Below are 26,964 nucleotides of genomic sequence, written 5' to 3'. Positions count from 1 at the left end.
CCCGACCGACAGGAGAACACCGCATGAAGCGCACCCGCATCACCTTTGTGGCCGCGAGCCTCGCTGGCGCGCTCACACTCGCCCCAGCCGGATTCACCGCTTTTGCCCAAGAGGAACTTCCGGCGGAAACGGCCGCTACCACCGGCGAGGCATACTTCCTCAACTCGGCCCGCACCCACTACGTGCCCGAGCGCGACCTCGTGGACAAGGCCTTCGAGGAGCTGCCCAGCGATCTGCGTGAGCGTTCCGTGAAAGTCTCTGATGCTGCCGCAGCGGGCCTGGTCGAGGCCGGGCAGGAAGCTGAGCGCGACGCTGAGCGGCCCACCCGCGAGGTCACTGAGGAGGGCAAGCCAATGGAAGTGCCCTTCTCCGCCGATGATGTCGACCCAGACTCCCCGCACCCCGTGGCCGCTGGCTTAGTCGCCCTGCCGTCCGTGGTCGCGCTTGAGGGCAAGACCTACTACCTCAACGCCGACGGCGAAACCTACGTCGACTCCATTGATCGCATCGACAAGGAGCCGACGCAGGAAGAAAAGGACAACACCAACCGGTTGCTGTCCGACAACGGTGCCGAGGTGGGCCGCCAGGCACTCGCCGAGGCCAAAGCTGGAGGCAAAGAAAATACCGCAGGCGGCGGGCTAGTCGGAGTAAGTAAAACCGCCGGAGATGCCCACGACATGCCCCAGGTGCAAGCCCCGGTTGCTGCCGCCGCTTCGGAACGCGGCATGAGCGCGCAGACCGGCGATAACACGGTGCCGCGCGCTTTGGCGGCCTTGCTTGTTGCCTCCGTGCTGGGTGCCGCCTTCTACGCTTACGGGCGCCGCTGGCTGGCGTAGTGCCAACCAGTAGGCCTCGGCCGGGCTACGTACCCCGGACCCCGCCGCCCCGGCCGCCCCGGCCGCGCGCCACGCGCCGTGATGTGCGGGGCCGGGACCGGCGGGTTTTCTTCTATCGGCGCCTGGGCGCGCTGGTGGTGTTGCTGGCTGCACTTGCGGCGGTGGTCGCTGTGTGTGCGCAACCTGGCCAACACTTAAGCACCGAAGGTGCTGGCTCCGATGGGTCCGCGCCGCCAAGTGCGGCTGCGACGCTTAGTGCCCCGCGCCCGATTGCGCCGCCCGAATCGAAAGAGATCGCGCCGGGACGGCCCGTGCAGCTTGCCGTGCCTGCGCTTGGGATGGACGCGCCTGTTGAAAAAGGTGACTGTCGGGTGGTCGATGGCGCCATTGATCCTGCGCGGCTGCGTGAGGCATGCGCTTATACCGCACCGGATCGCCCGTACTCACTGCCGGGCAGTGACGCGCCTGACGTGGTGGTTATTGCGGGTCATGCGGCTGCGGGGGTTCCTGCCGTTTTCGATTCGCTTTACGACGCCCGGGCGAATCGTCATACCGTCTCACTCGGCGATGTTTTATATGTGCGTACTGAAGTCTCCTCCAGTGACTGGTTGGCCTATCGGGCCACTGATGTGCATGAGCCGCAGAAGGATGCGCTGTCGGCGTCTGCTCAGATCTGGGGCACGGGTGCCACGCCGGGCAGGTTGTTGACCATTAGTTGTATTCAGCCGGCGAATCCTTTGGCCGACTCGGTGAAAAACGCCGTGGTGGGGTGGCAATTTGATCAGGTGGTCAGTGAGCAGCAGGTTGCGGCGAATATGGGATGGGATGTACCCCCAGATAAGGGTAGTTAGGTATGTGGCTGGTGTGACTCGTGTGATTTGAGAGGTTTTAGTATAAATTGGGTTGCGACCTTAAACCCTCCCTTGAGACTTTAGAGTTTTTGGGAGTTGTCATCACCTGATGGAGCTACTTATGAACAACCTCACGAAGTCCCTCCCGGCGCTGGCACTGACCAGCGCTTTGACGTTCGTCGTCGCTCCGGCGGCCGACGCGCAGTCTGCCCAGGGCGGCTCCAGCGCCTCCTTCGGCGGATCCACCTCCGAAGAAACCACTGACAGCACCGTCACCTCAGGCGCACAAGGCCAGGAGGATTTACCTCCCCTCAAGGAGTGGATCGCCGGCGGCATCGCCGGAACCTACGAGGGCGCACAATGGTTCTACCACCAGGACACGAAGCATGTCGTGGAAAATAAAGAAGACTTTGAAAAGGACATCGCCCTCATCGATGCGGGCAAGTGGATGACCATTGAGGTCTTTGCGGACAAGGCTGGATACCGCACCCGCACCGAGGCTGATAGCGAGGCCGCAGCGCCTAGCGCCAGCGGATCTTCCTTAGCCGACAACGCAGCCCAAGTAGTTGGCCTTTCTTCCAGCAGCACGCTGCCGCAGGCTATCGTAGGCGAGCTCGCCGGTGAACTCGACGGCACAAAATGGTTCTACAACAAGGACATCAACTTCGTCGTCGACAGCCTTGAACGGGTCAACACCGACGTTAAAAGCGGTGATCAGGGTGTCAAGCTCACCATCGACTTTGCCAACGAGCTTAAAAAATCCCTCCCCGTCAACGTCATTATCAAAGAGTTTTCCAGCGGACTCGGCTCCTCCGGAAACGGCGCGCTGAACGAAGGCTTTTCCAATGGTGCCGCCGCCGGCAACGCGGGGTCGTCCGAAGCTGGACGCCTCGCCCTTATTGCCCTTCCGGCGGTGCTGGTCATCGGTGGAATTAGCTGGTACCTCAACCAGGATGGACGCACTTACGTGGAGAACTCCTCGCGCGTTGATACCACCCCCAGCCAGCAAGAAATGATGTCCTCCGAGCAGATGCTCAGCTCCAACCGTGGCGAGGTCCAGCGCCAGGCGCAGCTCGGTTCCTCCGAGGGCTTCTCCTTCGGCTTCGGCCAAGGCGATGGTAGCTCAGCCAATGCGCAACGAACCAGCGGGCAGGGCGACTTAAACTTAAACTCCGCAGTTTCTGCCCAAGCAGTTCGCGGCATGGCCGCCGAAACTGGCTCCAACTCTTTGGCCAAGGGGCTTATCGCCCTGCTGATTGCCTCCGTGGTGGGCACAGCGGTGTTCTTCTATGGACGCAAGCAACTGATCTAAAACCAACACAGCACAGCTTGAGGCGGCGCTGAAGCTGTCGAACGAGAGCGTTTGTGAAAGTGCTCCCGGCAACTGCGCCGGGAGCACTTTTGCGTTGGTGCAGGCTCACTAGCTAAAAGAAGGGCTAAGGGGCCACATCCGGTAGTGTGCGCGCGGGCGCAAAATCGCCCACGGAAACCTCGCCTGCCGCGGCGACGCGAAGGTCACAACCTCAATTAGTGCGCGGTGTTTTTGTAGTTGTCCAGGGATTCCTGCAGGATGCGTTCCGCCTCTGTGCGGTCGCCCCAGCCTGCGGCGGCGACTTCCTTGTTCGGCTCCAAGTCCTTGTAGTGGACGAAGAAGTGCTCAATTTCGTCTTTGGTGAACTGGTCAACATCGTCAATGTCCTGGTAGTGCTCGTAGCGCACATCGTCGATGACGCACAGCAGTTTGTCGTCGCCGCCGGCCTCGTCGGTCATTTTGAACACACCGATTGGGCGCGCGTGGACGATAACGCCCGGAAAGACCGGCTCCGGAGTGATGACGAGGGCGTCGAGGGGATCGCCGTCGTCGGCAAGCGAGTGGTCGATGAAGCCGTAGTCAGCCGGGTAAGCCATCGGGGTGAACAGGTAGCGGTCAAGGTAGACCTTGCCGGACTCGTGGTCGACCTCGTACTTGTTGCGGGAACCCTTCGGGATCTCGATGGTGACCTCAATAGCCATACTTGCTCCTTATGTCGTGCATGGACAGATAATTGCCCCCTATCATACGTGGACTACGATTTAGCCCGATGAAAGTATGGACATGGTTAGCGGGTGCTCTCGTACTCGCCGCAACAACCGGGGTTGCCGGTGTCGGCGTGGTTGCCCAACAGCAACGCGCGGCCCTCCACCACGAGCCTGCCTACGAAATGAACGCCCCGGACACCGTGGTTGAACCTGCCAGCCCCGCGCCTGTCGACGCCGCCGCCCGCGACGCCGCCATCGCCGCTTTCGCCGACAACCCCGATCTGGGTACCTTCCACGCCCGCATCTCATCGGCTGATACCGGCGAAGTTATCTACGACCGGATGTCTGCCGAGCCGCTGCGACCCGCGTCCTCGACGAAGGTGCTCACCGCTGCCGCGGCACTTCTTGCCCTCGGCGCTACGGACACCATCACCACCGAGGTCGTCGCAGGTACAAACCCCGGCGAAGTGGTGATTAAGGCAGCAGGAGATGTGTGGTTTTCCCACGAGACCATTGAAAAACTTGCCGCCCAGATCGGCCAGGCGAGCGCAGTTTACGTGGACACGTCCGTCTGGCCGGGCGAAACCATGTTGCCGGGCTGGGACCCGCAAGACATTGACGGCGGATACATCGCCCCGCTGGAGCCGGTGATGTTGGGCGGTGGACGCATCGGCGCCGACGAGGGCGATGTGCCCCGTTCCCACACCCCGGCCCTCGACGTGGCGCAGGCACTGGCTGACCGCCTCGGCGCCGACACCGTCGGTTATGCCCCTGCTTCGGCAGATGCCGAGGTGCTGGCCACCACCGAGTCGGAGGATCTGACCACGAGGCTTCACACCATGATGAAAAACTCCGACAATGTCATGGCCGAAGCCATCGGCCGTGAAGTGGCTCAACACCGCGGGACAACCAGCCCGCAGGCCACCTTGGATGTGCTTGCCGAGCACGGATATGACCTGAGTAACGTCACGCTCACGGATTCCTCCGGCCTGTCCACGTTGAACCTCATCCCGCCGCGGCTTTTAGACCAACTGCTTGTCGACGCCGCCCGGCACCGCGACCTGCGCCCCCTCATTGCCACGCTGCCTGTAGCCTTCGCGGAAGGCACGTTGGCCGAACGCTACGAGGACTTGTCTGGGCGCGGTTGGGTGCGCGCCAAAACCGGCACTCTCGACGGCACCTCCGCCCTGGTAGGTACGGTGACCAGCGAATCCGGCAACGTCTACACCTTCGCCTTGATGTCTAACGGCAGCGACATCCTCTCTGCGCGAAGGGCGATGGACGAGCTGGCCTCAGCGCTGCGGGAGTTTTAAGTGGAACCTTTCTGGCCGCGCCGCAGCCCGCATTTTCTCGCCTGTCGACGCGCCGTGCGCCCCTTCGACGGCCCCGCCGTCATCGGGCTGTCCGGGGGAGCGGACTCCCTCGCCCTCGTCGCCGCGGCGGCAGCGGAGCGCAAAGACGTCTCCGCCGTCGTGGTTGACCACCAACTACAGCCCGGCTCCGCAGAGGTGGCCAAGCGGGCCGCGCAGCAGGCCCGCAGCCTCGGGGTGGAGGCAGACATTGTTACCGTCGAGGTTGGTTCCGGCAATGTTGAAGCCGCCGCCCGCACAGCCCGCTACCGCGCACTGCACTCCTTCGGCCACGACGTGTGGGTGGCGCACACCGCCGACGACCAAGCAGAAACACTGCTGCTTGGAGCGCTGCGCGGCAACCCCGCCGCAATGTTGCCCCGCAGCGGTCGCCTGATGCGCCCATTTCTCAACGTGCGGCGCGCCGACACCGAGGGGGCATGCCGGGAAATTGGGATGCAGTGGTGGGACGACCCGATGAACGAAGATGAAGCGTATCGGCGGGTGGGGGTGCGTCGACAAGCGATTCCCCTGCTGAGCGAACTTGTCGGCGGCGACTGTGTGCCCGCGCTCGCGCACACCGCCGAGCGCATCGCGCGCGCACAAGAAATCGTCGATGCTTACGCCGCGGCGGAGAAAACCGTGCACTGCGCGCAACTGGCAAACCTGCCAGAAGTGGTGCGACGCACCCGCGTACACGCCTGGCTGCTTGAGCACGGCGCCACCGCCAACCGCGCCCAACTCGAATCCATTGACCGGCTCATCATCGCCTGGCGCGGACAGACAGGCGTGGACCTTGCCAACGGGGTGCAGGTAATCCGCAGAGACGGCGAGCTAGCTATCGTCCGCAGAAAATGACGGGGCAGCGCGCAAAATCGCTGGTGGTTGTTCCCCGCGCGGAGAAAGTGGCAAGATAAGGGAGTTACGCGCAATGAGCGGGCTTTGACAAGATGCGGGCTTCCAATGAAAGGGCACCGATGACCGACCAAACCCAAGCAATGCACAGCACCAAAGACTTCGATGTCCCCACCAACCGTTACGGCGACGACATCGAGGCGATCTTGATCTCGGAAGATCAGTTGCAGGCTCGCATCCAAGAGTTAGCGGACATGGTTTCTGAAAAATACAAGGACTCGGAGCGCGATCTGATCCTCGTGTGCGTGCTTAAGGGCGCGGTGTTTTTCCTCACCGACTTCGCACGCAAGCTATCCATCCCGTGCCAGCTTGAGTTTATGGCCGTGTCCTCCTACGGCAGCTCCACCACCAGCTCCGGTGTGGTGCGCATCCTCAAAGACTTAGACAAAGACATCCAAGACCGCGATGTACTCATCGTCGAAGACATCATCGACTCAGGCCTTACCTTGTCCTGGCTGATGAAAAACCTGCGGGGGCGTCAGCCGCGCTCCCTCAATGTCATCACCTTGTTGCGCAAGCCGGAGGTGCAAACCGCTAACGTCGATTTGATGGACGTCGGGTTTAACATTCCTCATGAGTTCGTCATCGGCTACGGCCTCGACTACGCCGAACGCTACCGCGATCTGCCCTACGTCGGCACGCTTCACCCGCGCGTCTACGGTGGCGAGGACAAGGAACCGGAGCCGACTCCCGAACCCGGACCGGAACCCACCGAAATCTAGCAGGGATCCGCCACTTTCACGTCAGCACTTCTCACACCAGGATTGTATGGACAACAAAAAAGTAATGCGGTGGGGCCTCATCGGCGCCATCGTCCTCATCGTTCTCTACCTCTTTACCCTCATTGGGGATGACACCCGCGCCTACCAGAAGGTAGACACCTCCGTCGCCATCGAGCAGCTCAACGAAGGCAACGCCGAGACCGTCCAAATCGATGACCGTGAACAGCGCGTTCGCATAGACCTGCGCGAGCCAATCACAGTCAAGCAACGCGAGGGCGTCGAAGCGGTCATGGCCGAGTACCCAGCCCGCACCACCCCCGACATCTTTTCGGCGGTGCAACAATCGGGTGCAGACACATACAAAACCAACGTGACCCAGGAGAACTTCCTGCTGTCCATGTTGGGCTTCATGCTGCCGATGCTGCTGGTTTTCGGCCTGCTGTTTTTCTTCATGTACCGCATGCAGGCCGGCGGCGGCATGTTCGGCATCGGCGGCTCCAAAGCCAAGCAACTGACCAAGGACAACCCGACCAACACCTTCGCGGATGTGGCGGGCGCCGATGAGGCCGTCGACGAACTGCAAGAGGTCGTTGACTTCCTGCAGGACCCGGCGATCTACGAGGAACTCGGCGCGAAGATCCCGCGCGGCGTGTTGCTCTACGGGCCGCCCGGCACCGGTAAAACGCTGATCGCCCGCGCTGTCGCCGGGGAGGCAGGAGTGGCGTTTTACACCATCTCCGGCTCGGACTTCGTGGAAATGTTCGTCGGCGTCGGCGCCTCCCGCGTACGCGACTTATTCAAGCAGGCGCGCGAGAACTCACCCTGCATCATCTTCGTCGACGAGATCGACGCTGTGGGCCGCCAGCGAGGCTCCGGCATGGGCGGCGGACACGACGAGCGCGAACAAACCCTCAATCAGCTCCTTGTGGAGATGGACGGCTTCGGCGACCGTGAAGGGGTCATCCTCATTGCGGCTACTAACCGGCCAGACATCCTCGACCCGGCGCTGCTGCGCCCGGGCCGATTCGACCGCCAGATCCCGGTGACTAACCCGGACCTGAAGGGCCGCCAGCAAATCCTGAAAGTGCACGCCAAGGGCAAACCCTTGGGCTCGGACGCCGACCTCGATGCGTTGGCGAAGCGCACCGCCGGCATGTCCGGCGCTGATTTGGCGAACGTGCTCAACGAGGCTGCGCTGCTTACCGCGCGCATCGGCGGCAACGTCATTACAGCCGATGCGCTTGAGGAGGCGACTGATCGTGTCATCGGCGGGCCGCGGCGCAGCTCGAAGATCATCTCCGAGAAGGAAAAGAAGGTCACCGCGTACCACGAAGGTGGCCACACTTTGTCGGCGTGGGCGCTCAAAGACATCGAGCGGGTCTACAAAGTCACCATCCTCGCCCGCGGCCGCACCGGCGGCCACGCCATGACAGCGCAGGAAGACGACAAGGGTATGTACAACCGCGACGAGCTTTTCGCCCGTCTCGTCTTCGCTATGGGTGGCCGCGCCGCTGAGGAACTGGTCTTTGGTGAAGCCACCACGGGCGCTAGCGCCGACATTGAGCAGGCCACGAAGATCGCCCGCGCCATGGTCACTGAGTACGGCATGTCGAGCGTGTTGGGCACCGTGAAGTACGGCACTGAAAACGGCGACCCCTTCTCCGGCCGCGGCGGGGGAGGCTCCCTCGACTATTCGCCGGCGGTTGCCGAAACGATCGACCGGGAGGTGCATGAGCTTGTTGACGCCGCCCACGAGCGGGCCTACACCATTCTCGCTGAGCACCGTGACTACCTGGATCTTCTGGCGGAGAAACTGCTGGAAAAAGAGACGCTGCGTCGGCCAGATTTGGAGGACATCTTCGACGGTATCGAACCGCAGCCCGCTGGCCTGCCCGATCTGGACACCCGCTTCCCAGCCCAGGCTGACCGCACACCAGTGATGACCCCCGTGGAGCTGGCGCAGGCGCGCGGGGAAGAACCGCCCAAGCGTGTCTCGCTGCTGGAAATGTCGCGTGCCGCCCGCAAGCAGCGCATGGCTGACCGAGAAACCGCGGAAAAGAACGGAGAAACAACTGAGGCAACCAGGTGGCGCTCCGGCAAGCACAGCCGCCCCGAGGAGGAAAAGTCGCGCTACGGAGGGCCGAAACCCCCAGCCGACTGGACCTATCGGGGCAGCGAAGGCCAAACCCGCACCCTCGAACCGCTGACGCGCAAAGAGGAGCATCCAGGCATGCGCAACTACGCACAGCCGGAGAAAAACACCACCCCAACGGCGGATAAACCCACGCCCGACGAGGAGCTGATCGGTTTCCGGCTGCCGGAAAACGAGCAGCCCAGCCGCAAGGAGGGCCCTTCGGACTACCCCACATCGGAGATTCCGCAGGTCGACGCGGCGGACGTCGCAAAGCCAGACAGCGAGGAGCAATGACGCACACGCCTAGCTTCGACCGGGAGCGCGCCGAAGCCGCAGTGCGGGAACTGCTCATCGCGGTCGGCGAGGACCCAGACCGCGAAGGCTTAACTGAAACGCCTGCGCGGGTGGCACGCGCCTACGAGGAAATCTTTGCTGGGCTGCACCAAGACCCGACCGAGGTGTTGGATAAAAGCTTCGCGGAAGACCACAGCGAACTCGTGCTGGTGCGCGACATCCCGATCTATTCCACGTGCGAACACCATTTGGTGCCTTTCTACGGCAAGGCCCACATCGGCTACATTCCCGGCGCGGAAGGCAAGGTCACCGGGTTGTCCAAGCTGGCGCGTCTAGCGGACCTTTACGCCAAACGCCCCCAGGTGCAAGAGCGGTTGACCAGCCAGGTCGCTGACGCGCTCGTTAATAAGCTCGGCGCCCAAGCCGTGATTGTGGTCATTGAGTGCGAGCACCTCTGCATGGCCATGCGCGGCATCCGGAAACCGGGGGCCGTGACCACGACTTCGGCGGTGCGCGGCGGGTTTAAGACGAACGCTGCTTCTCGTGCCGAAGTGATGAGCCTGATCCGGAACTGATGCGAAAAGGGATAAGGAAATGACCACGCTGGCAGAGCTAACAGTTCCGGGGCGCACGACGGTGATGGGCATAGTCAACATCACCGCGGATTCCTTTTCTGACGGCGGCAAATGGCTCAGCGTGGACAAGGCGCTAGAGCACGCCCGCAAACTCGTGGAGCACGGCGCGGACATTATCGACGTTGGCGCTGAATCGACCCGGCCCGGGGCAACGCGTGTGCCCGCCGAGGTGGAAGCGCAACGCATCCGTCCGGTCATTGAGGGGCTCAGCGCCGAAGGGATCCGCACATCCATCGACACCATGCGCGCCTCGACCGCAATGGTCGCCGCAGAGGCCGGGGTCGATCTGATCAACGACGTCTCAGGTGGGCTTGCCGACGCCAACATGTACCGCGTCATGGCCGAAACCAACCTTCCGGTGTGCCTTATGCATTGGCGTGCGCAGGTTTTCGGTGACGCTGCCGGCACCGCCGACCACGGAGGTGACGTGGTCGCAGACGTACACAAGGTGTTGAGCGAACTTGTCGCAAACGCTGTCAACGCGGGAGTCCACCCGGACCAAATCACGGTGGATCCGGGGTTGGGTTTTGCAAAAACCGCCGCTGATAATTGGGCGCTGCTTGCAGCACTTCCCGAGTTCGTCGCTGGTGATCATCCGGTGTTGGTGGGCGCGTCGCGCAAACGCTTCCTTACCGCCATCCGCCACAACCGCGGTCTGGCGCACACGCCTGTCGACGCCGACCCCGCCACCGCCGCCGTCACAGCCCTGTCTGCCCAGGCTGGGGCGTGGTGCGTGCGCGTCCATGAAGTTGCCGTTTCGCGCGACGCCGTCGATGTGGTGGCCCACTGGAAGCAAGCGGAGGCACGCTGACAATGGCTGATCGCATCGAACTCAAAGGACTGCAATTCCACGCCAACCACGGCGTGCTTGCCCACGAAACTGAGCACGGGCAGGCCTTCTCACTCGACATTGTGTGCTGGCTCGACTTCGCGGACGCTGCCGCACACGACGATTTAGGCGCCACCGTCAACTACGCGGAGATCGCCGCGCTCGCCTACGCCATCGCCACAGCAACCCCGCGCCAACTTATCGAAACAGTGGTGAGCGAGATCGCCGATGAGCTCATCAAACGCTACGAGGTTTTGCACGCAGTGGAGATCACTTTGCATAAGCCCCACGCGCCGATTCCGTTCGTCTTTGATGACGTCGCCGTGGTCGCCCGCCGCAGCCGCACACGCCACACGGGGAGGTAGCAATGCGCGCAGTTTTATCTGTCGGTTCCAACATGGACGACTCCCGCGCGCACCTGGCGCGGGTTGTGGACAATTTTCGCAGCGAGCTCATCGCCCACAGTTCCCTCTACGCCACCGCGCCCTGGGGTGGGGTTAGACAGCCGGACTTTCTCAACCAGACGCTCATTGTTGAGGTTGATGCCACGCCGAAAGAGCTGCTCGCCCGCTGCCAGCGCCTTGAAAAGGAAGCGAACCGGGTGCGCGAGGTGCGCTGGGGCCCACGAACACTTGATGTGGACATCATCACCATCGACGGGATGCAATCGCAGGACCCGCAGCTCACTTTGCCCCACCCGAGGGCTCATGAGCGGGCGTTCGTGCTCATTCCCTGGCTCGAAATTGAGCCGGAGGCGACACTTGGAGGAAAGCCAGTAGCGCAGATCGCGGATAAGCTTGGGCACCAAGGAGTGAAGAAGCTGTGACACGGACAAACATCGCCGCGCTGGCCGCCCTGGGCGGATTTTGCGCCGCCGCGACGTTCATCCTCGTGCGGCGCTACTACGGAGTTCTGGGCTCCATCGACGTGGTGTTGTCCATGCCGCTGTGGATCATCGCCGTGGTCTGCCTGTTTATCGCCTACATGGTGAAAAAACGCCGCGAGGAAGGCAAAATTGGCCTCGACCGCACCCAGCTCAACCCGATGATGGCGGCGAATTTCATGGTCTTTGGCAAAGCCTGCGCGTGGGCGGGAGCCGTGTGCGGCGGTATCTTCACCGGCACCTTCGCTTACGTGGCCCCGCGGGTGGATATGCTGATCGCCGCCGAGTCGGATCTGCCAGGAGTTATCTCCGGCGCGTTGGGCGCAATTGCGCTCGCCGTGGCCGGTATTTTATTGGAACGCGCCTGTGAGGTGTCCCCACCTCAAGATGGTGAGCCTGTTCAGTAAGGTAATGAGCATGAATGCCGAGAAACCGTCTCGTGACAATGGCTCTTTGTGGCTTGTTTCGCCCTTCGCGCTCGCCGTGCTGGGCACCATCGTCATGCTGTTCACCAACTCGGCGAACATGCTGAAACTCTCGCTTATCCTCGCCCTCTGGGCGGCCGCAGCAGGCATCATCTTGACTAGCCGTTTGCGCCGCGACCGCGACGAAGCTCAACGTGCCCTAGCTGACAGTGACAAACGCCACGCCGCGGAACTTGACGCCGCCAAGGCCCGCGGGGAAATCGCTGAGCCTGCACCCAACATGGACAACGAGGTGCTGCGCGAGATCCAGTCCGAGCTCAAGGCGCTGCGCACCCAACTTGAGGAAATGGCGGGACGCCAGTTCGAGTACGAACCGGCTGCCCTTAAAGCGCAGGCCCGCCGCATCGCGGAGATCGGTGGGGCGAAAGCGGAAGGAGGGTTAGGTCGCGCCACCTCCGCCGGTTTCGAAACCGTTGTGCCGGAGACACCCCCTGCCTTTAGCAATGTCACCGTCGAAGCAACTGCGAATCCTGTGGCAAATCTTGCGGAGAAGAAGGACCACGACGGACCTTCCGCCGCCGACACTGCCCGCCTGCAGCCGGTGCGCGAAGCCCCGGAGCCGAAACGTAGGCAGTCGCGTCCCTTCGGCGCCCCGACCTCCGACGCGATCGCCGGACGTTTAGGTGCCCAACCCAGCGAGCGAGCAAAGGAGCACAACCCGCTGTCGCAGCTCATTAGTGAGCGCCAGGCGGAAGTTGCTCGTGGCCGCGCGGAGCAGGACAAGCCGACGTTCGCAGCGCCGACACCCCCGGCACCCCCAGCAACCCCAGCAACCCCAGCAACCCCAGCAAACCCGGCACCCCCGGCACGCCCAGCAACCCCAGCGCCGGCACGCCCGGCCCCGGCACCCCCAGCAACCCCAGTACCTCCGGCACCCCCAGCGCCGAGCCCTGCCGCGGGTGAGCCCCGCCGCGGGCGACGTCGGCGCGACGAGCGCGGCGACAGCGCAGTCTCAGTCGCGGACCTCCTGGCCCGCAGCTCCAAGGGAAGCGAGTAAATGGCACCACGCCTGCGTGTGAAGGTATTTAACAATTCCGCCGCGGCAAGCCTGGGCAGGCTCGGAGAAAACCTGAACAACGCCGGCCACGACGTGCGAGCAGGGGAGAACTCCCACGACATTGAGGGCGCTGACCTGGTGGTGGTTGATTCGCGCAGCGCGGGCTGGGTACAGGGGTGCGTCGACAAGCTGGTGCCTTTCGTACGCGACAAACAGATGTTGCTGCACACCTGCCTGACGGAAGGCACGCAACTATTCGACGAAGCCGAATTACACGGTGCGATCCCCATGGCCGCCCACGAGATCATGCCGGGCTTTTGGGTCACCTCCGCCACCGACGAACTCGGTGAAGCAGTCGTGTCCATGCTGCTCGCCGAAACCCACGACGTCGCCATCCCGATCAAAGACTCCCAGCGCCCTCGGCTCGCCGCCGCGCAACGCATCTTCGACCTCGCCCAAACGGTCGGGTTCGACGCCGTCGAGCTGATGAAAGAAGCGCTTCCCGTCGCCTCCTTCCTTTTTGCCGAAGAACTCGAAGCCACCGCAGAGACCTATCCCGCGCCCCAAAGCCAGGAAGAAATGGAGCGCTTTCACAACGCAATCACCGACCCGGCCGTGGCCCGCTTCTACGCCGAACTGGAACGCCGCCACGCGGAGCGCACCGGCAACATGGAAGCAGAGCTGTGGGCGCTGTCAAAGACGATGAGAAAGGACAACAATGGGTTTTGAGCCAGGCCAAGCAATAGAAGTCACCGATCCGAAACGCTTGGCAACATACGGCCGAGCCTTCCGCAAAGTAGGCAAATCCGTCGTCGTGGTCCCCCTTGGCACAGGCCTTCACGCAGGCCACATCCACATGATCCGTGCGGCGCGCTCACTGCTTGGCTCCATCGTCATAGTCACCTACGCCGGCGCAAAAGTCCCGGAAGACTTCGCACGCGAGAAAGTCGACGTGGTATTCCACGGCACGCTCGGGGAAGGCGCCCGCGTCCACACCACCCTAAATCACCTGGAAAACCCCGAGGAGATCGCCCAACACGTCGCAGCCGTCCTTGCCGCAGTTAACGCCACCCACGCCACCGACGTTGTGTTGGGGGAGAAGGACTTTGAAACCCTCGTATCCGTCCAGCAGGCGGTCAACGCCTTGCGTATGGAAGTTCGTCTGCACAGCGTGCCTACCGTGCGCACCCGAGACGGCCTGGCCATGTCCCTGCGCAACGAGCACGTCGCCGCACACGAACGCGAACACGCACTAGCGCTGTCTGCAGCACTGACCGCCGGGGCCCATGTGGCGCAAAACGGCGGTCAAGCCGTGGTAGATACCGCCCGCAGCGTCCTCGCAGCGGCAGGAGTCGAACCTGCCTACCTCGAACTGCGCAACCTTGCCTTCGGGCCAGCCCCGAAACAAGGCGATGCGCGCCTGCTGGCCGCCGTCGACTTAGAAAAAGTGCGCCTCGCCGACAACGTCGGGGTGCCCGTCGGCATCGGCTTTGCTAACCTGCCCGCGCACTAGCCACCACGAACGAAAAAGCCGCAACAGACAACCTCGATGGAATCGCAAGCTTCCACACGTAGCTAAAGTCGGCACGCGCGAGGACAGTTCTTTTCAAGCTCCAAGCAGGCCGCGCCGGAGTGTGAAACGGGATGTGAGACTGCTTTTAGCGGCGCGGCATTGTCCGGCTTTTCTCACCCGAAAGCCCCACGCTGGCCCTCACTGTGGAGACGGCAAACCCACGTTGAGCACGAAACGCCAGGGGGATCCGTTAAAATCTGCATGTTGACGCACATGCGCGAACTTTTTGCCCGCAACTGTTAAGGATTTTTCCATGGCTGATAACTCACTCGCCGACATCGTCAGCGCCGCCGGCTACGAGCAGGTAGAGGAAGTTGCACGCACCGAAACCTCCACGCTTTACCGTGCGCAGCCACGCAAAGACAGTTCGGCGGTGGCGGACGTGGAGGTCGAGGAGTTCAACATCCCTTTGTCTCCAGGTGCGGCAGGGGAGGTGGAAAAGGTCGCGGCCGCAATGGGCAAAACCAACCTTCCCGGCGTGTTCAGCCCACGGATCGCACAGGTAACAGATGCCGGCAAGCTCGTAGTGGTGCGTGACGCTCCAGCCGGTATGCCGCTGAAAGAACTGGCGCGGGAGCGTTTTGCCAAGGAAGGGCACTTCAACACTGGCGAGGTTCTCAACCTTTTGCTCCCAGTCGCTGAGGCAATCGACCACTATGCGGAGATCGGGCAACCGGGATTTGTGTCTCGCTCCATTAACCTGGATCGTCTGCTGGCGCAGCCCGGTTGGGCATCGGCGCCGGTGAAGATGTCCATGGTGGGGCCTACTGCGCAGATAGATAACAGCACCGCCGGCCAAAACAGGGTGACTTTCATTGAGCTAGTCGCTGACCTGACGGGGCTTGCCATCGACCCGGAGATGGTGGCAAGCAGCGGTAACTGCCAGAACTACCTGCGCGTTCTCGCCGGTGAGCCGATTAAGCAGCCCCGCCCGCCGCGCCGTTTGCTCAAAAGTGTGCCCACAACTGGGTTTTCTTCCCCGTGGCCGGCAATCGCAGTTCTGCTTGCGTTGCTGTTGCTGCTTGGCTCCGGGCTGTGGTGGTGGATCAACGAACGTGGACAGGCCTGGGAGGGCGAACACGCGGCCCTGAAGGAAGCGTATCCCGAATTGATTTCCAGCCGTGACGGCGGCAAAGGCTGGCAAGATCTGACCTGCCATACGGTTGAGCCGGAGCAAAACCAGACGGCGAAGATCCGCTGCGCGGGTGAGAGCCTGGGGGTCAGCATTGCCAAGTACGTTTCCGAGCAGGACCGCGACGCTGGCCTTCCGGGCAAGGCGGAAGGTGTGGCTTTGGGTTCCGGGTCCTGCATGATTAATTCCTTTGAGGTTCCGGGGGTGACCCCGCCGGCGTTTGTGATGGCGCCGGAGGACCGCACTGATGTCCGCATCTTGATTAACGGCGCGAACGCTGAAGATGACCGTTTGCAGTTGCCGCTGTGCCCAGGTCAGTAGCATCTCGTCAGGGGCAGGCACTACTCTATGAGGGCGTGACTACCCAGGACCTTTCACAGCAGCAACAGTTCCGCCGCGCGAAGCGCCAGAAGCTTATCGATTCCGGCCGTGAGGCTTACCCGGTTGTGGTCGACCGCACCGAGTCGTTGAGCGAGATCCGCGAGCGTTACGTCGTCCTTGCCGAGGGCGAGACGGCTGACGGGGACGTAGTTTCCCTGCACGCGGGCGAGGAGACTCAAGATGAGGTCGCTGTTGCCGGGCGAATCATGTTCAAGCGTGACACAGGCAAGCTGTGCTTTGCTTCTTTGCAGGAGGGAAACGGCACCCAGTTGCAGGTCATGCTTTCGCTTGCTGAGGTCGGGGAAGAAGCTTTGACTTCCTGGAAGGAAGACGTCGATCTGGGCGACATTGTTTCCGTGCGCGGCCGCGTGATCGCTTCGCGCCGCGGGGAGCTGTCGGTGATGGCGAAGTCTTGGCACATGGCGGCGAAGGCGCTGCGTCCGCTGCCGGTGGCTTTTGCTGACATGAACGAGGAGCAGCGCGTCCGTCACCGCTACACTGACCTGATCATGCGCGAGGCGGCCCGCGACAACGCGATGACCCGAATCAAAGTGATCGCCGCGGTGCGCAAGTATCTGACGGGGCTGGACTTTGTTGAGGTGGAAACCCCGATGTTGCAGACGCTGCACGGTGGTGCTGCGGCGCGGCCTTTCGTGACTCGTTCCAACGCGATGGACATTGATCTTTACCTGCGCATTGCGCCGGAGCTTTTTCTCAAGCGCTGCGTCGTCGGCGGCATTGAGCGTGTTTTTGAGATCAACCGTAATTTCCGCAACGAAGGCGTCGATTCCTCTCACTCGCCGGAGTTCACCATGCTCGAGACATACCAGGCATGGGGAACCTACAAAGACTGCGCGGAGATGACCAAGGGTTTGGTGCAGTTTGCGGCGCAGGAGGTTTTCGGTTCGCACAAGGTCACGCTTGCCGACGGCACCGAGTACGACTTCGGCGGCGAGTGGAAGGTGCTGGAGATGTACCCTTCCCTCAATGAAGCGCTGCAGCGCAAGCATCCGGGCAGCATGGAGGTTACCGTCGATTCTTCCGTGGCGGAGCTTAAGGCCGTCGCGGAGGTAATTGGTTTGAAGGTACCTGAGGGTGAGGGCTGGTTGCACGGCAAGCTTGTTGAGGAAATCTGGGAGCACCTGTGCTCCGATCAGCTCTACGAGCCGACCTTTGTGATTAACTTCCCAGTCGAGACTTCTCCGCTGACCCGCGACCACCGGGAAAAGAAGGGCATGACTGAGAAGTGGGACCTCTACGTTCGCGGCTTCGAGTTGGCCACGGGCTACTCGGAGCTGGTTGACCCGGTAATTCAACGCCAGCGCTTCGAGGATCAAGCCCGTCTGGCGGCCCACGGCGACGATGAAGCGATGGTGCTTGACGAGGACTTCCTCGCCGCCATGGAGCAAGGCATGCCGCCGACCGCCGGCACTGGCATGGGTGTCGACCGCCTGCTGATGGCCCTGACGGGTTTGGGAATCCGCGAAACTGTCCTTTTCCCGCTGGTCAAGCCTGAGGCGAATTAGTCTCCGCAAACAACTCCGTTTGTTGTCATGTGCCTGACACGGTGAGGTGGCGGAGACCGCACGCTTGCGCCCCACCTCGAAACCCCGGCCCTGATTCGACTCGCAAGCTGCTCATGCGATGCTCGCCGCGGTGGAAATCTCCACGCGGGTTATAGCGCCGAACCACGCGGAGGTATGTATCCCATCCCCCTGAGCTTGTCGCCACCACAACATCAACGGATTCTGTTTTGGTGCTGGTCAATCCCGGGTGGGTCATAAACGTGCTGCAAGCGCCAGAAGTGCACCAGATTACGCAGCCACCCATCTTCGCTGCGGTTGGATTGCTTGCCTAGGAAATCCCAGCCGCCAACTCGATGAAAAATGGGGTGCTGCTGTTTGAGGGCGGGCAAGGCGGCGCCGCTGAAGTCTGGGCATGAGGTGGGAGAGGTGCTCCGACTATCGGCTGGTTGCAGTGATTGTGTGGGCGTGGAAAGTGCGGCGCTAAGAGATGTTCGCTACGGGCGAACACCGCCGTTGAACTGGGTAAATGGGGGAAAAATCGAAAGGGTGGCCACATGTGGGGAAGGGTTGTCCGCAGTGGGCGTTATGGTGGATGGCAACTTTTAGCGAATCTCACTTAGCAACAAGAAGGGTGACCACATGTTCGAGCGGTTTACCGACCGGGCCCGCCGCGTTATTGTCCTGGCACAGGAGGAGGCGCGGGCGCTGAACCACAATTACATGGGCACCGAGCACATCCTGCTCGGCCTAATCAAAGAGGGCGAAGGCGTCGCCGCGAAAGCGCTGGAGTCCATGGGGATCAACCTCGAGGATGTGCGCCGCGAGGTCGAAGAAATCATCGGCCAAGGCAGCCAGCCTGTCACCGGCCACATCCCCTTTACCCCGCGTGCCAAGAAAGTCCTTGAGCTTTCCCTGCGGGAAGGTCTGCAAATGGGCCACAAATACATCGGCACCGAGTTTTTATTGCTTGGCCTCATCCGTGAGGGGGAAGGCGTGGCAGCCCAAGTGCTGATCAAGCTGGGCGCTGATCTGCCGCGGGTGCGTCAGCAAGTTATCCAGCTACTTTCCGGCTACGAAGGCGGCGAAGGCCAGAACCCGGAAGCGCCCCAGCAAGGCGGAGGCTTCGCAGGAGCCGGAGCCGGCGGCGCTATGGGTGGCGGCGGTCGCGGAGGCCAGCAAGGCGAGCGTTCCAACTCGCTGGTGCTGGACCAATTCGGCCGCAACCTCACCGCGGCTGCCCGTGAGGGCAAACTCGACCCGGTGGTTGGCCGCGACAAAGAAATCGAGCGCATCATGCAAGTCCTGTCGCGGCGCACCAAGAATAATCCGGTCCTCATTGGTGAGCCAGGTGTGGGCAAAACAGCCGTCGTTGAAGGTCTGGCGCTAGATATCGCCAACGGCAAGGTGCCGGAGACTCTTAAAGATAAGCAGGTGTACTCCCTCGACCTGGGTTCCCTGGTCGCCGGTTCGCGTTACCGTGGTGACTTCGAGGAGCGACTGAAAAAGGTGCTCAAGGAAATTAACCAGCGCGGCGACATCATCTTGTTCATTGATGAGATCCACACCCTGGTCGGCGCTGGAGCAGCCGAAGGAGCCATCGACGCAGCTTCGCTGCTGAAGCCGAAACTGGCTCGCGGTGAGCTTCAGACCATCGGTGCGACAACGCTCGATGAGTACCGCAAACACATCGAAAAGGACGCTGCGTTGGAGCGTCGCTTCCAGCCGGTGCAGGTAGATGAACCCTCCGTCGAGGACACCGTGACCATCCTCAAGGGTCTGCGCGACCGTTACGAGGCACACCACCGCGTGTCTTACACCGATGATGCGTTGGCGGCCGCGGCGAACCTGTCGGACCGCTACATCAATGACCGTTTCTTGCCGGACAAAGCCGTTGACCTGCTCGATGAGGCGGGAGCCCGCATGCGTATCAAGCGCATGACTGCGCCGGAGGGCTTGCGTGAGGTCGACGAGCGCATCGCCGAGGTGCGCAAGGAAAAGGAAGCGGCCATTGACGCCCAAGATTTCGAGAAGGCCGCTGGGCTGCGCGACACCGAACGCAAGCTGGGCGAGGAGCGTTCAGAAAAGGAAAAGAAGTGGCGCGACGGCGACCTCGAAGAAATCGCTGAGGTTGGCGAGGAACAGATCGCGGACGTGTTGGCTAATTGGACCGGCATTCCGGTGTTCAAGCTCACTGAGTCCGAATCTTCGCGCCTGTTGAACATGGAAACTGAGCTGCACAAACGCATCATTGGGCAGGACGAGGCGGTGCGCGCCGTGTCCCGCTCGATCCGACGCACCCGCGCGGGCCTGAAAGACCCGAAGCGCCCATCGGGCTCGTTTATCTTCGCCGGGCCCTCAGGTGTGGGAAAGACGGAGCTGTCTAAGGCGCTAGCGGAGTTCCTTTTCGGCGATGAAGATTCCTTGGTTCAGGTGGACATGGGCGAGTTCCACGACCGTTTCACCGCCTCCCGCCTGTTCGGGGCCCCTCCGGGATACGTCGGTTACGAGGAGGGTGGCCAGTTGACGGAGAAGGTTCGCCGCAAGCCGTTTTCCGTTGTGCTTTTCGACGAAATTGAGAAGGCACACAAGGAGATCTACAACACGCTTTTGCAAGTCCTGGAGGAAGGCCACGTCACTGACGGGCAGGGCCGTGTGGTTGACTTCAAGAACACCGTTTTGATTTTCACCTCGAACCTGGGCACCAGCGACATCTCTAAGGCGGTCGGTTTAGGTTTTACGGGTGATACAGCGGTCGACGCCGACGCCCAATACGACCGGATGAAAAACAAGGTCCACGATGAGCTGAAGAAGCACTTCCGCCCCGAGTTCCTCAACCGTATCGACGAGATCGTGGTCTTTCGCCAGCTCACCCAGGAAGAAATTGTCCAGATGGTTGACCTGCTCGTCGGCCGGGTGGATAAGAACCTGGCGGCCCAAGACATGGGCATTGAACTGAGTGAGAAGGCAAAGAACCTGCTCGCCGTGCGCGGGTTTGACCCGGTGCTCGGTGCGCGCCCGCTGCGTCGCACCATTCAGCGAGAAATCGAGGACGTTTTGTCCGAAAAGATCCTCTTTGGTGAAATCGGCGCTGGTGAGATCATCACCGTCGATGTGGAGAACTGGGATGGTGACGTCGAGGCTGCCCGCAACGCTCGTGGCAAGGCAGCCGAGGGCGCGAAGTTCACCTTCACCCCGCGCCCGAAGCCGCTGCCGCCTGAGACTTTCGACGCCGCTGAAGAAGTCGAAGTCCGGGAGATCGACGAAGATGATTCAGCGCAGCCTGAAACCGTTTCGGTCAAGCCCGATGTTTTGCCCACCACAGATGAAGGCGAGGGGGGCGCAGGCTCACCCGCTGGGGCTGGCCAGCCGATGTAGATAAACAGGGGCGCAAATAAACCGCGCCGCCTCCCGCATCGAAGCGGAAGGCGGCGCGGTTTCGCGCTGTGCAGACGGGAAGCGCCAGCAACTTAGAAAGTGCCGCAGTTCGACGTGACCGGCACATCGTTGAAGCGGTCGTAGATCCACTGCATCGACGGGAAGGACTGGGTGAAGATCCCCACGCCGTGGTTGATCCCGATTTTGATGGTGGGGGTCAGCGGGGGAATGTTTTCGTTGAGCAGGTTTACGTTCATCCCGGCGGCGCAATAGTCGCGCGCCAACTGCACAACCTGCGGGGAGGGAACGAGGTCGTCGTTGCCGCCGGTACTGACCATGATCGGGGCGGAAAATGGGCGGCGGCCCAGCTGCTGGGAATCGAACAGGGCGCTTAGCTCCGGTAAGCGGGTGGCGATTTGCGCGAGCGATTCGCCTGTCGTGGTCAGTGAGCGTGTGTCCGTCAACGCCCAGCGCAGCGCCCCGTCGGGCATGCAGGAGTTGGCTGTGGAGTGGACGAATTCACGGCCGCGTTCGTTGAGCAGCGGTTCCACAGTTGCGCGCAGATGCGGGTAACGCTGAACCCAGCCGTTGAGCGCGTAGCCTAAAACAGCGGTGATGAGGGAGTTGTCTACGCCTTGCATGGTGGCGAAAAGATCCGCTGGGGGAGCACCCGCGAACGTGCCTTTGAGATTTAACTCAGGTGCGTAAGTGGGCTGCAACTCAGCGGCTGCCGCTACGGCCCCGCCGCCTTGGGAGTAGCCGTAGAAGGCGACGGGTTCACCGGCGGGCACGACGGCGCGGGCAGCGTCGAGGACAGCGCGGGCTTCCTCGTCGTGAAGCACGTAGGTGTGTGCTCCGGGAGTGCCTAGGCCGATGTAGTCCACCACGACCACACGCATGCCCAAAAGAGCTGCTGCGGTGTAGTTGGGCAGCTCGTAGTTGAAGCCCAAGGCGGGGGCCAAAACGTCGAGTTGGGCGGTCATCCACGGGCCGCGGGAGGGGGCGCAGACATCACCTGAGCCGCGGGTGCCGGGGGCGAAGACGACTGTGGGGGTGGGGCCTTTTCCGCGCCAGGGTTGCGCGGGCTGGATCACAACCCCGGAGGTAGCTATCGGCTCGCCGTGAACCGTGGTGGAGGTGTAAAGGATTTTCTCCGCGTAGCCGGGAAAGTCCGGGCCGAGGATGTTGAGCAGGTGGGGAGCTGGTTGGGTGCGCAGCTTCGTGCCCGGGGCGCCGAGGGCAGGGACCGGGTCGTCGTAGAAGGGGTCGTAGCTTGCGACAAGGTTGCCAGGAGGTGTGGTGGCGGCGTGGCGGAGGCCGTCGACAAGCTGCTGTGGGGTTGGGCCTGGTTGGGCGAGTGCGGGCACGGCGGGAGCGGCGAGGGCGACTGTGGTCAACAGTGCGGCGAGGAGGTGGCGGACTGACATGCGAAGGATTTTACTGAGGTGGACGAAAATATAAGCCGTTTTTAAGGCATTAAGATGAGGCTGACCGCCATGACCCCCATCCCGGCGATCACCCCATAAATGCCGTGGTGATGGTGCCCGGTCCGAAAAGCGCTGGGCAGAAGCTTGTCAAAGCTGATGAACACCATGATCCCGGCGACCGCCGCATAGGAGTAGCCGAGGGTAGATGGACCCATGAAAGGCAGCAGCAAAAGGAAACCGATGAGCGCGCCGAGCGGCTCCGCCAAACCGGAGAAGGTAGCCCAGCCGGCGGCGCGCCACTTGCGCCCAGTCGCTTCGCGTAGCGGGGCGGCCACCGCAATGCCCTCCGGAATGTTGTGGATCGCGATGGCGACGGCGATCGGGGCGGCGAGTACCGGGTCGGCCAGAGCCGCCATGAACGTGGCGAAGCCTTCCGGGAAATTGTGCGCCGCGATGGCTACCGCGGTAAGCAGCCCCGCCTTAGCTAGGCGCGAGGACTGCTGTGCTTCCAAAGGTTCATGGGGGTTGACGTCCTCCGGCACCAGCCGGTCAATGACTGCGATGAGCGCCACCCCCACGAAAAAAGCAGCCACCCCGGGCGCTTCGCCGACTTCCGCGATACCTTTCGGGAGGATTTCTACCAATGAAATGTAGACCATCACGCCGCTGGAAAAACCCAGTGAGGAGGCGAGGAAGCGGTGCGAGGGGGAAGATTTCAGGGCGACGATGAGTCCGCCGATGCCCGTCGATAAGCCAGCGAGCATTGTCATGGCGAAAGCCAGCGCAACCGTTTCCCAGCCGTATCCCGCCACCATGTGCATAAGCACACCTTAATACGGACGTTGCGCAGTAGAATTAATCCCCATGGGTATCTTGTATCGCCAAAAGAAGAAGCTGGGCAAAGGTTCTTGGCTCAACATTTCCAAATCCGGCGCGTCCGTGTCCACCAAGGTGGGGCCGGTGACTTTCAACTCCCGCGGCGGCATGTGGGTCAACCTGCCGGGCGGTTTGCACTACCGCGGCAAGTGGAAGTAGCCCTTGTCGTCTTGCTCGGCGAGGCGGTCTTGAAGTAGCGAGTACAGCGCGCGTGAGAGCTGGACCTGATCGGCCCACAGCAGGTCAATGTCGCTGCGGGGCACCGGTTTGGGCGCCTCACGCAGACACTTCATAATTTTGCCGCGCACTTGTCGGTCGGTGCCTTCGAACTTCTGGACCTTCTTTCGCTTCAATTCCGCGGCGCTGGGCTCAGGTTTGCCGGCACTGACCCACGCGCAGGTTTTTTCCAGCGGGCACTGTGGGCACTTAGGTTTCGTCGCCGTGCACACCACAGCTCCCAACTCCATCAAACCTGCGGAGAATACAGGCCCATTGTGGCGCGGCAACAACGCTGCGACATTGGTGCGTTCTGCGGCCCGCGGGTGCGCGAGGAATTTCCCTTCCACGGCTCGGGCGTAGACGCGGCGCACGTTGGTGTCCACCACTGGCACGTTTGTGCCGAAGGCGAAGCACGCGACGGCGCGTGCGGTGTAGTCGCCGATGCCGGGCAGCGCGAGCAGCTTGTCGACGTCTCCGGGCACTTCTCCGCCATGCTTATCGACGATCACCTGCGCGCACTGCAGCAACCGCAGCGCTCGCCGTGGGTAACCAAGCGTGCCCCATGCCCGCAGCACCTCATCGGTGCTGGCCTGCGCGAAATCTTGTGGCGTGGGCCAACGCCTAATCCACTTTTCCCACACGGGTGCTACGCGCCCAACTGGGGTTTGGTGGCTCATAACTTCAGACAGCAGCACACCCCATGGTGTGGTGCCCGGGCGGCGCCACGGCAGGTCGCGGGCGTTGTCTTTGAAAAACCTGATGATGTCGTCTTGTGTGATCACAATAGGTGCCACAATAGTGACCATGATTGATGCTTCGACACCCAGTGGTGTGTGGGAACAACTGCTTGCGGGCAACGCCCGCTTCGCCCATGATTCCCTTGATCATCCCCGCATCGACCGCAACCGTCGTGAGGAGCTGCGCGGCGGGCAGGCCCCCGTGGCGGCCATTTTGTCTTGTTCTGATTCGCGGGTGCCCGTCGAGTTGCTTTTCGACGCCGGCCTGGGCGACATCTTCGTCATCCGCACCGCCGGTGGTTGCGTTGACGCCGCAGTCTCCGGATCGCTGGACTTCGCCGTCGAAGCCTTGGGGGTCAAACTGGTAATCGTGCTCAGCCACGAAGGCTGCGGCGCTATCGGCGCGGCCATCAAAGCCGTCGAAGAAGCGGAAATTCCCGTCGGGCTGCAAAGGGTTTTCGTGGAAAAAATTGCCCCCAGCGTCATCGCTGCCCACGCCGTTGGCCACGTGTCACGCGACGAGGTGGAAAAGGACCATGCGGGGATCACCGCCGAGCACCTCGTCGACCGCATCCCCGCCATCCAGGACAGGGTGAAAAGCGGCACGCTTGGCGTGGTTGCCGCACGATACAGGCTCGCAGACGGCCGCGTCGAGACTGTCGCGGAGCATTTCGCCCGCTAAGGTTGATGCCGTGAGCTACCACCGACCAGACCCCCACCGCGACCCGAGGCCGCTGCCGCCCGAGATCTACATGCGTCGCCGTGTGGCAGCGCTTGCTGTTGTGCTTGTGGTCGTGGCGCTTGTGGTGTGGGGACTTACGGCTGCTGCCCGCTCCGGCACCTCCGACGCGAGCGACACCTCGGCCCCGGCTTCACCGACGGAGCAGTACACCACCGAGCCCACCGTGTCTTTGGCGGAGCAACCGTCCAACGCCACGAGCACGAAGCCTGACGCCAGCGACACAGCAGGCGAGCCCACCACCCAGGCGCAAGCCCCCGCCGAAGGCAAAGACACTTGCAGCTTGGAGGACCTGATTATCACGGCACGCACCAGCGAGCCTAGTTTCGGCCCGGGCCAGCAGCCGACGTTTTACATGCACGTGGAAAACCCCACCCAGGCCGATTGTGTGATTGACCTAGCTGCCCAACAGTTGCGCTTCGAGGTCTACGATATGGCCTCCAACCAGCGCGTTTGGTCGGACACCGATTGTCATCCGGCCGTTGTCACCGGCGAGGAGACTTTCGCGCCGGGCAAGGCCCGCGACTTCGCCGCTGTCTGGTCACGCAAAGACTCCCAGCCAGGGGCGTGCTCCAACCGCCAAGACGTCCCGGCAGGCTCCTACTTCCTGCATGCGGTGATCGGCGAGCACGCCTCCGACCCGGCCGATTTCAACCTGCGTACCTAAAGCCCAAGGAGTTGTTTCAGGCAAAGCGGCGCAGGCCATCGTAGATGTGGCGCGCCCACAGCGGCGAAACACCTTCTGCGGCCCGGATATCGTCGAGTTCCGCGCTGAGCAGGGCCGGCAGTTCACCGAAGGCGGCGACTAAATGATCCATGAGGAATTTCTGAACCCGCGGGATGCGTGACAGGGCGCGGTAGCCCCGCGGGGTCACGTTTTGCATCAGGCTTTCTTCCGTGGCCGGCAACCCCAGCGCCTGCGCGAGCGAGGATGAGTTGAGAAGCTGCGCGTCTTCTAGCTGCTCCAATTTCTCCATGACGGCCCCGACCTGATCAGCCGTTGGGATGGACGCGGCCGGAATGTAGTCACTAATTAGCATGAGGGAGTCGTTGTTGCCCGCCCGCAGCTCTGATAACTGCAAAGTTAGTTGGCGGGCATCGGTGCCCAGCTCGGTGAGAGTTTCATCCATGTCGTCTGCGGCGCGTTCCAGCATGATCATCCTCTGCAACACCCCCACAACGTCGCTGATGGTGGCGTAATTGTTGCGCTCAGCGACTAATAGGCGCTTGTTGGCCACATCAAGGCGGCTGCGGTAGCGCTCCACCGTGGACAGAGCTTGGTTGGCCCGCTGCATTACAACGGCCGGCTCCTCTAACAGGCGGCGCTTACCGTTGGCGTATAACGTCAGGGTGTTCATGGAAGCCGACACTGCGATCACCGGGACACCGGTTTGCAGCGCCGTGCGTTCGGCGGCGCGGTGGCGGGTGCCGGACTCGGAGGTGGGGTAGGACGGCGCCGGCACAAGTTGGACATTGGCGCGGCGAATGTGAGTTCCCCCCTCGGTAAGTACCACCGCCCCGTCCATTTTGGACAGCTCCCGCAAAAGGGTGGGCTGGAAAGGAATGTCAAAGACGATTCCGCCATCGCACAGCTCAGTGACGGCGGGGCCGTCGCCGATGACAATGAGCCCGCCTGTGTGGCCGCGCTGGATGCGCTCCAACCCATCACGAAGCGGGGTGCCCGGGGCCAGCAGCTCAAGAATGTCGCGCATGGGGATTTGTGCGGCGGAGGAATCGACGTCCGTCATGGTCAATTATTCTAATCGGCTCAGGCGTCGGCGTTCGCGGCATGGATCGCCTCACGCAAGGTAGAGACAAGGCAGACTTCCATGCCCTTGACGCTGATGCGCTCCCCGGCGGGAACGATCGCACGGGTGTAGCCCAGGCGGGCAGCTTCGTGCAGACGGCGCGGAAGGTGAGGCACGCGGCGCAGCTCGCCTGCTAACCCCACCTCGCCCACCACGACGGTTTTCGCCGGCAAGGGACGCTCATGCAGGCTTGACCAGGTGGCGGACCTGACCCCTTGGTGG

At 62.3% G+C, this 26,964-nt stretch carries 26 protein-coding genes and 1 pseudogene; 21 read left to right on the top strand and 6 right to left on the bottom strand.

All coding sequences use genetic code 11. The annotated features are described in order from the left end of the window. Positions 1-23 precede the first annotated feature (23 nt). From VLL26_RS07130 to VLL26_RS07120, 3 genes are all read left to right on the top strand, one after another. A complete protein-coding gene (locus VLL26_RS07130) occupies positions 24-836 on the top strand; it encodes a hypothetical protein (RefSeq protein ID WP_342318427.1) in 813 nt (270 codons plus the stop codon). A gap of 134 nt (positions 837-970) precedes the next feature. Then, positions 971-1,687, top strand: coding sequence for a hypothetical protein (locus VLL26_RS07125; protein WP_342318426.1), 717 nt, complete (start codon positions 971-973; stop codon positions 1,685-1,687). Positions 1,688-1,808: 121 nt separating this feature from the next. Beyond that, complete coding sequence (locus VLL26_RS07120) at positions 1,809-2,999, top strand: hypothetical protein (protein ID WP_342318425.1); 1,191 nt, start codon at positions 1,809-1,811, stop codon at positions 2,997-2,999. A gap of 215 nt (positions 3,000-3,214) precedes the next feature. On the opposite strand, the gene VLL26_RS07115 is transcribed toward VLL26_RS07120, so the two are convergent. Beyond that, positions 3,215-3,700: an inorganic diphosphatase gene (locus VLL26_RS07115; RefSeq protein WP_342318424.1), complete on the bottom strand. Its 486-nt coding sequence runs from the start codon at positions 3,698-3,700 to the stop codon at positions 3,215-3,217. A 68-nt stretch (positions 3,701-3,768) separates the two neighbouring features. Here VLL26_RS07115 and dacB point away from each other — a divergent pair, with 68 nt between their 5' ends. The 15 genes from dacB to VLL26_RS07040 all read left to right on the top strand — a co-directional run bounded on the left by dacB (position 3,769) and on the right by VLL26_RS07040 (position 20,936). Next, entirely contained in the window at positions 3,769-5,019 is a 1,251-nt protein-coding gene (gene dacB, locus VLL26_RS07110; protein WP_342318423.1) for a D-alanyl-D-alanine carboxypeptidase/D-alanyl-D-alanine endopeptidase, read from the top strand. Next, positions 5,020-5,913, top strand: coding sequence for a tRNA lysidine(34) synthetase TilS (tilS, locus tag VLL26_RS07105; protein WP_342318422.1), 894 nt, complete (start codon positions 5,020-5,022; stop codon positions 5,911-5,913). A gap of 140 nt (positions 5,914-6,053) precedes the next feature. Continuing rightward, a complete protein-coding gene (gene hpt, locus VLL26_RS07100; protein WP_342320175.1) occupies positions 6,054-6,692 on the top strand; it encodes a hypoxanthine phosphoribosyltransferase in 639 nt (212 codons plus the stop codon). 46 nt (positions 6,693-6,738) lie between these two features. Beyond that, a complete protein-coding gene (gene ftsH, locus VLL26_RS07095) occupies positions 6,739-9,120 on the top strand; it encodes an ATP-dependent zinc metalloprotease FtsH (protein ID WP_342318421.1) in 2,382 nt (793 codons plus the stop codon). Further along, positions 9,117-9,695, top strand: a complete 579-nt coding sequence (gene folE, locus VLL26_RS07090) for a GTP cyclohydrolase I FolE (RefSeq protein ID WP_342318420.1) — start codon at positions 9,117-9,119, stop codon at positions 9,693-9,695. The genes ftsH and folE overlap by 4 nt, the downstream gene beginning before the upstream one ends. Positions 9,696-9,714: 19 nt before the next feature. Beyond that, complete coding sequence (gene folP, locus VLL26_RS07085; RefSeq protein WP_342318419.1) at positions 9,715-10,566, top strand: dihydropteroate synthase; 852 nt, start codon at positions 9,715-9,717, stop codon at positions 10,564-10,566. 2 nt (positions 10,567-10,568) lie between these two features. Continuing rightward, positions 10,569-10,949, top strand: coding sequence for a dihydroneopterin aldolase (gene folB, locus VLL26_RS07080; RefSeq protein ID WP_342318418.1), 381 nt, complete (start codon positions 10,569-10,571; stop codon positions 10,947-10,949). Between the two features lie 2 nt (positions 10,950-10,951). Then, complete coding sequence (gene folK, locus VLL26_RS07075) at positions 10,952-11,410, top strand: 2-amino-4-hydroxy-6-hydroxymethyldihydropteridine diphosphokinase (protein WP_342318417.1); 459 nt, start codon at positions 10,952-10,954, stop codon at positions 11,408-11,410. Next, positions 11,407-11,874, top strand: a complete 468-nt coding sequence (locus VLL26_RS07070) for a DUF3180 domain-containing protein (RefSeq protein ID WP_342318415.1) — start codon at positions 11,407-11,409, stop codon at positions 11,872-11,874. The genes folK and VLL26_RS07070 overlap by 4 nt, the downstream gene beginning before the upstream one ends. Before the next feature lie 10 nt (positions 11,875-11,884). Then, positions 11,885-12,949: a DUF6779 domain-containing protein gene (locus VLL26_RS07065; protein ID WP_342318414.1), complete on the top strand. Its 1,065-nt coding sequence runs from the start codon at positions 11,885-11,887 to the stop codon at positions 12,947-12,949. After that, complete coding sequence (locus VLL26_RS07060) at positions 12,950-13,678, top strand: hypothetical protein (RefSeq protein WP_342318413.1); 729 nt, start codon at positions 12,950-12,952, stop codon at positions 13,676-13,678. Continuing rightward, positions 13,668-14,462 carry a pantoate--beta-alanine ligase gene (locus tag VLL26_RS07055; protein WP_342318412.1) on the top strand — a complete coding sequence of 265 codons (795 nt, stop codon included), beginning with the start codon at positions 13,668-13,670 and terminating at the stop codon, positions 14,460-14,462. Before VLL26_RS07060 ends, VLL26_RS07055 begins: the two co-directional genes overlap by 11 nt. 313 nt (positions 14,463-14,775) lie before the next feature. After that, positions 14,776-15,975: a hypothetical protein gene (locus VLL26_RS07050; RefSeq protein WP_342318411.1), complete on the top strand. Its 1,200-nt coding sequence runs from the start codon at positions 14,776-14,778 to the stop codon at positions 15,973-15,975. 35 nt (positions 15,976-16,010) lie between these two features. Then, positions 16,011-17,561 (top strand): lysine--tRNA ligase, encoded by a 1,551-nt coding sequence (gene lysS, locus VLL26_RS07045; RefSeq protein ID WP_342318410.1) that lies wholly within the window; start codon positions 16,011-16,013, stop codon positions 17,559-17,561. A 639-nt stretch (positions 17,562-18,200) separates the two neighbouring features. After that, a complete protein-coding gene (locus VLL26_RS07040; protein WP_342318409.1) occupies positions 18,201-20,936 on the top strand; it encodes an ATP-dependent Clp protease ATP-binding subunit in 2,736 nt (911 codons plus the stop codon). Positions 20,937-21,028: 92 nt separating this feature from the next. Here the strand turns inward: VLL26_RS07040 and VLL26_RS07035 are convergent, their stop codons facing one another. Both VLL26_RS07035 and zupT read right to left on the bottom strand, forming a co-directional pair. After that, the gene (locus VLL26_RS07035; RefSeq protein ID WP_342318408.1) at positions 21,029-22,363 is read right to left on the bottom strand and encodes a lipase family protein; all 1,335 of its coding nucleotides are present in this window, start codon (positions 22,361-22,363) and stop codon (positions 21,029-21,031) included. 41 nt (positions 22,364-22,404) lie between these two features. Next, positions 22,405-23,178, bottom strand: a complete 774-nt coding sequence (zupT, locus tag VLL26_RS07030) for a zinc transporter ZupT (RefSeq protein WP_342318407.1) — start codon at positions 23,176-23,178, stop codon at positions 22,405-22,407. Between the two features lie 49 nt (positions 23,179-23,227). On the opposite strand from zupT, the gene VLL26_RS07025 reads away from it, so the two are divergent. Further along, positions 23,228-23,398 carry a DUF4236 domain-containing protein gene (locus tag VLL26_RS07025; protein WP_342318406.1) on the top strand — a complete coding sequence of 57 codons (171 nt, stop codon included), beginning with the start codon at positions 23,228-23,230 and terminating at the stop codon, positions 23,396-23,398. Here VLL26_RS07025 and VLL26_RS07020 read toward each other — a convergent pair. After that, entirely contained in the window at positions 23,377-24,264 is an 888-nt protein-coding gene (locus tag VLL26_RS07020; protein WP_342318405.1) for an A/G-specific adenine glycosylase, read from the bottom strand. The two genes, VLL26_RS07025 and VLL26_RS07020, sit on opposite strands and share 22 nt — an antisense overlap. On the opposite strand from VLL26_RS07020, the gene VLL26_RS07015 reads away from it, so the two are divergent. Beyond that, positions 24,263-24,877, top strand: a complete 615-nt coding sequence (locus tag VLL26_RS07015) for a carbonic anhydrase (RefSeq protein WP_342318404.1) — start codon at positions 24,263-24,265, stop codon at positions 24,875-24,877. The genes VLL26_RS07020 and VLL26_RS07015 overlap by 2 nt on opposite strands. Positions 24,878-24,887: 10 nt before the next feature. Further along, entirely contained in the window at positions 24,888-25,601 is a 714-nt protein-coding gene (locus VLL26_RS07010) for a hypothetical protein (RefSeq protein WP_342318403.1), read from the top strand. Positions 25,602-25,617: 16 nt separating this feature from the next. Here the strand turns inward: VLL26_RS07010 and disA are convergent, their stop codons facing one another. Then, positions 25,618-26,682 (bottom strand): DNA integrity scanning diadenylate cyclase DisA, encoded by a 1,065-nt coding sequence (gene disA / locus VLL26_RS07005; RefSeq protein WP_342318401.1) that lies wholly within the window; start codon positions 26,680-26,682, stop codon positions 25,618-25,620. Between the two features lie 20 nt (positions 26,683-26,702). Beyond that, positions 26,703-26,954 (bottom strand): annotated as a pseudogene (locus tag VLL26_RS07000) (DNA repair protein RadA); the annotation flags it as partial. Between the last annotated feature and the right edge of the window lie 10 nt (positions 26,955-26,964).

The sequence above is a fragment of the Corynebacterium sp. BD556 genome (assembly GCF_038452275.1).
GTDB lineage: Bacteria > Actinomycetota > Actinomycetes > Mycobacteriales > Mycobacteriaceae > Corynebacterium > Corynebacterium mayonis.
This window is presented reverse-complemented; position numbering and strand designations above follow the sequence as displayed.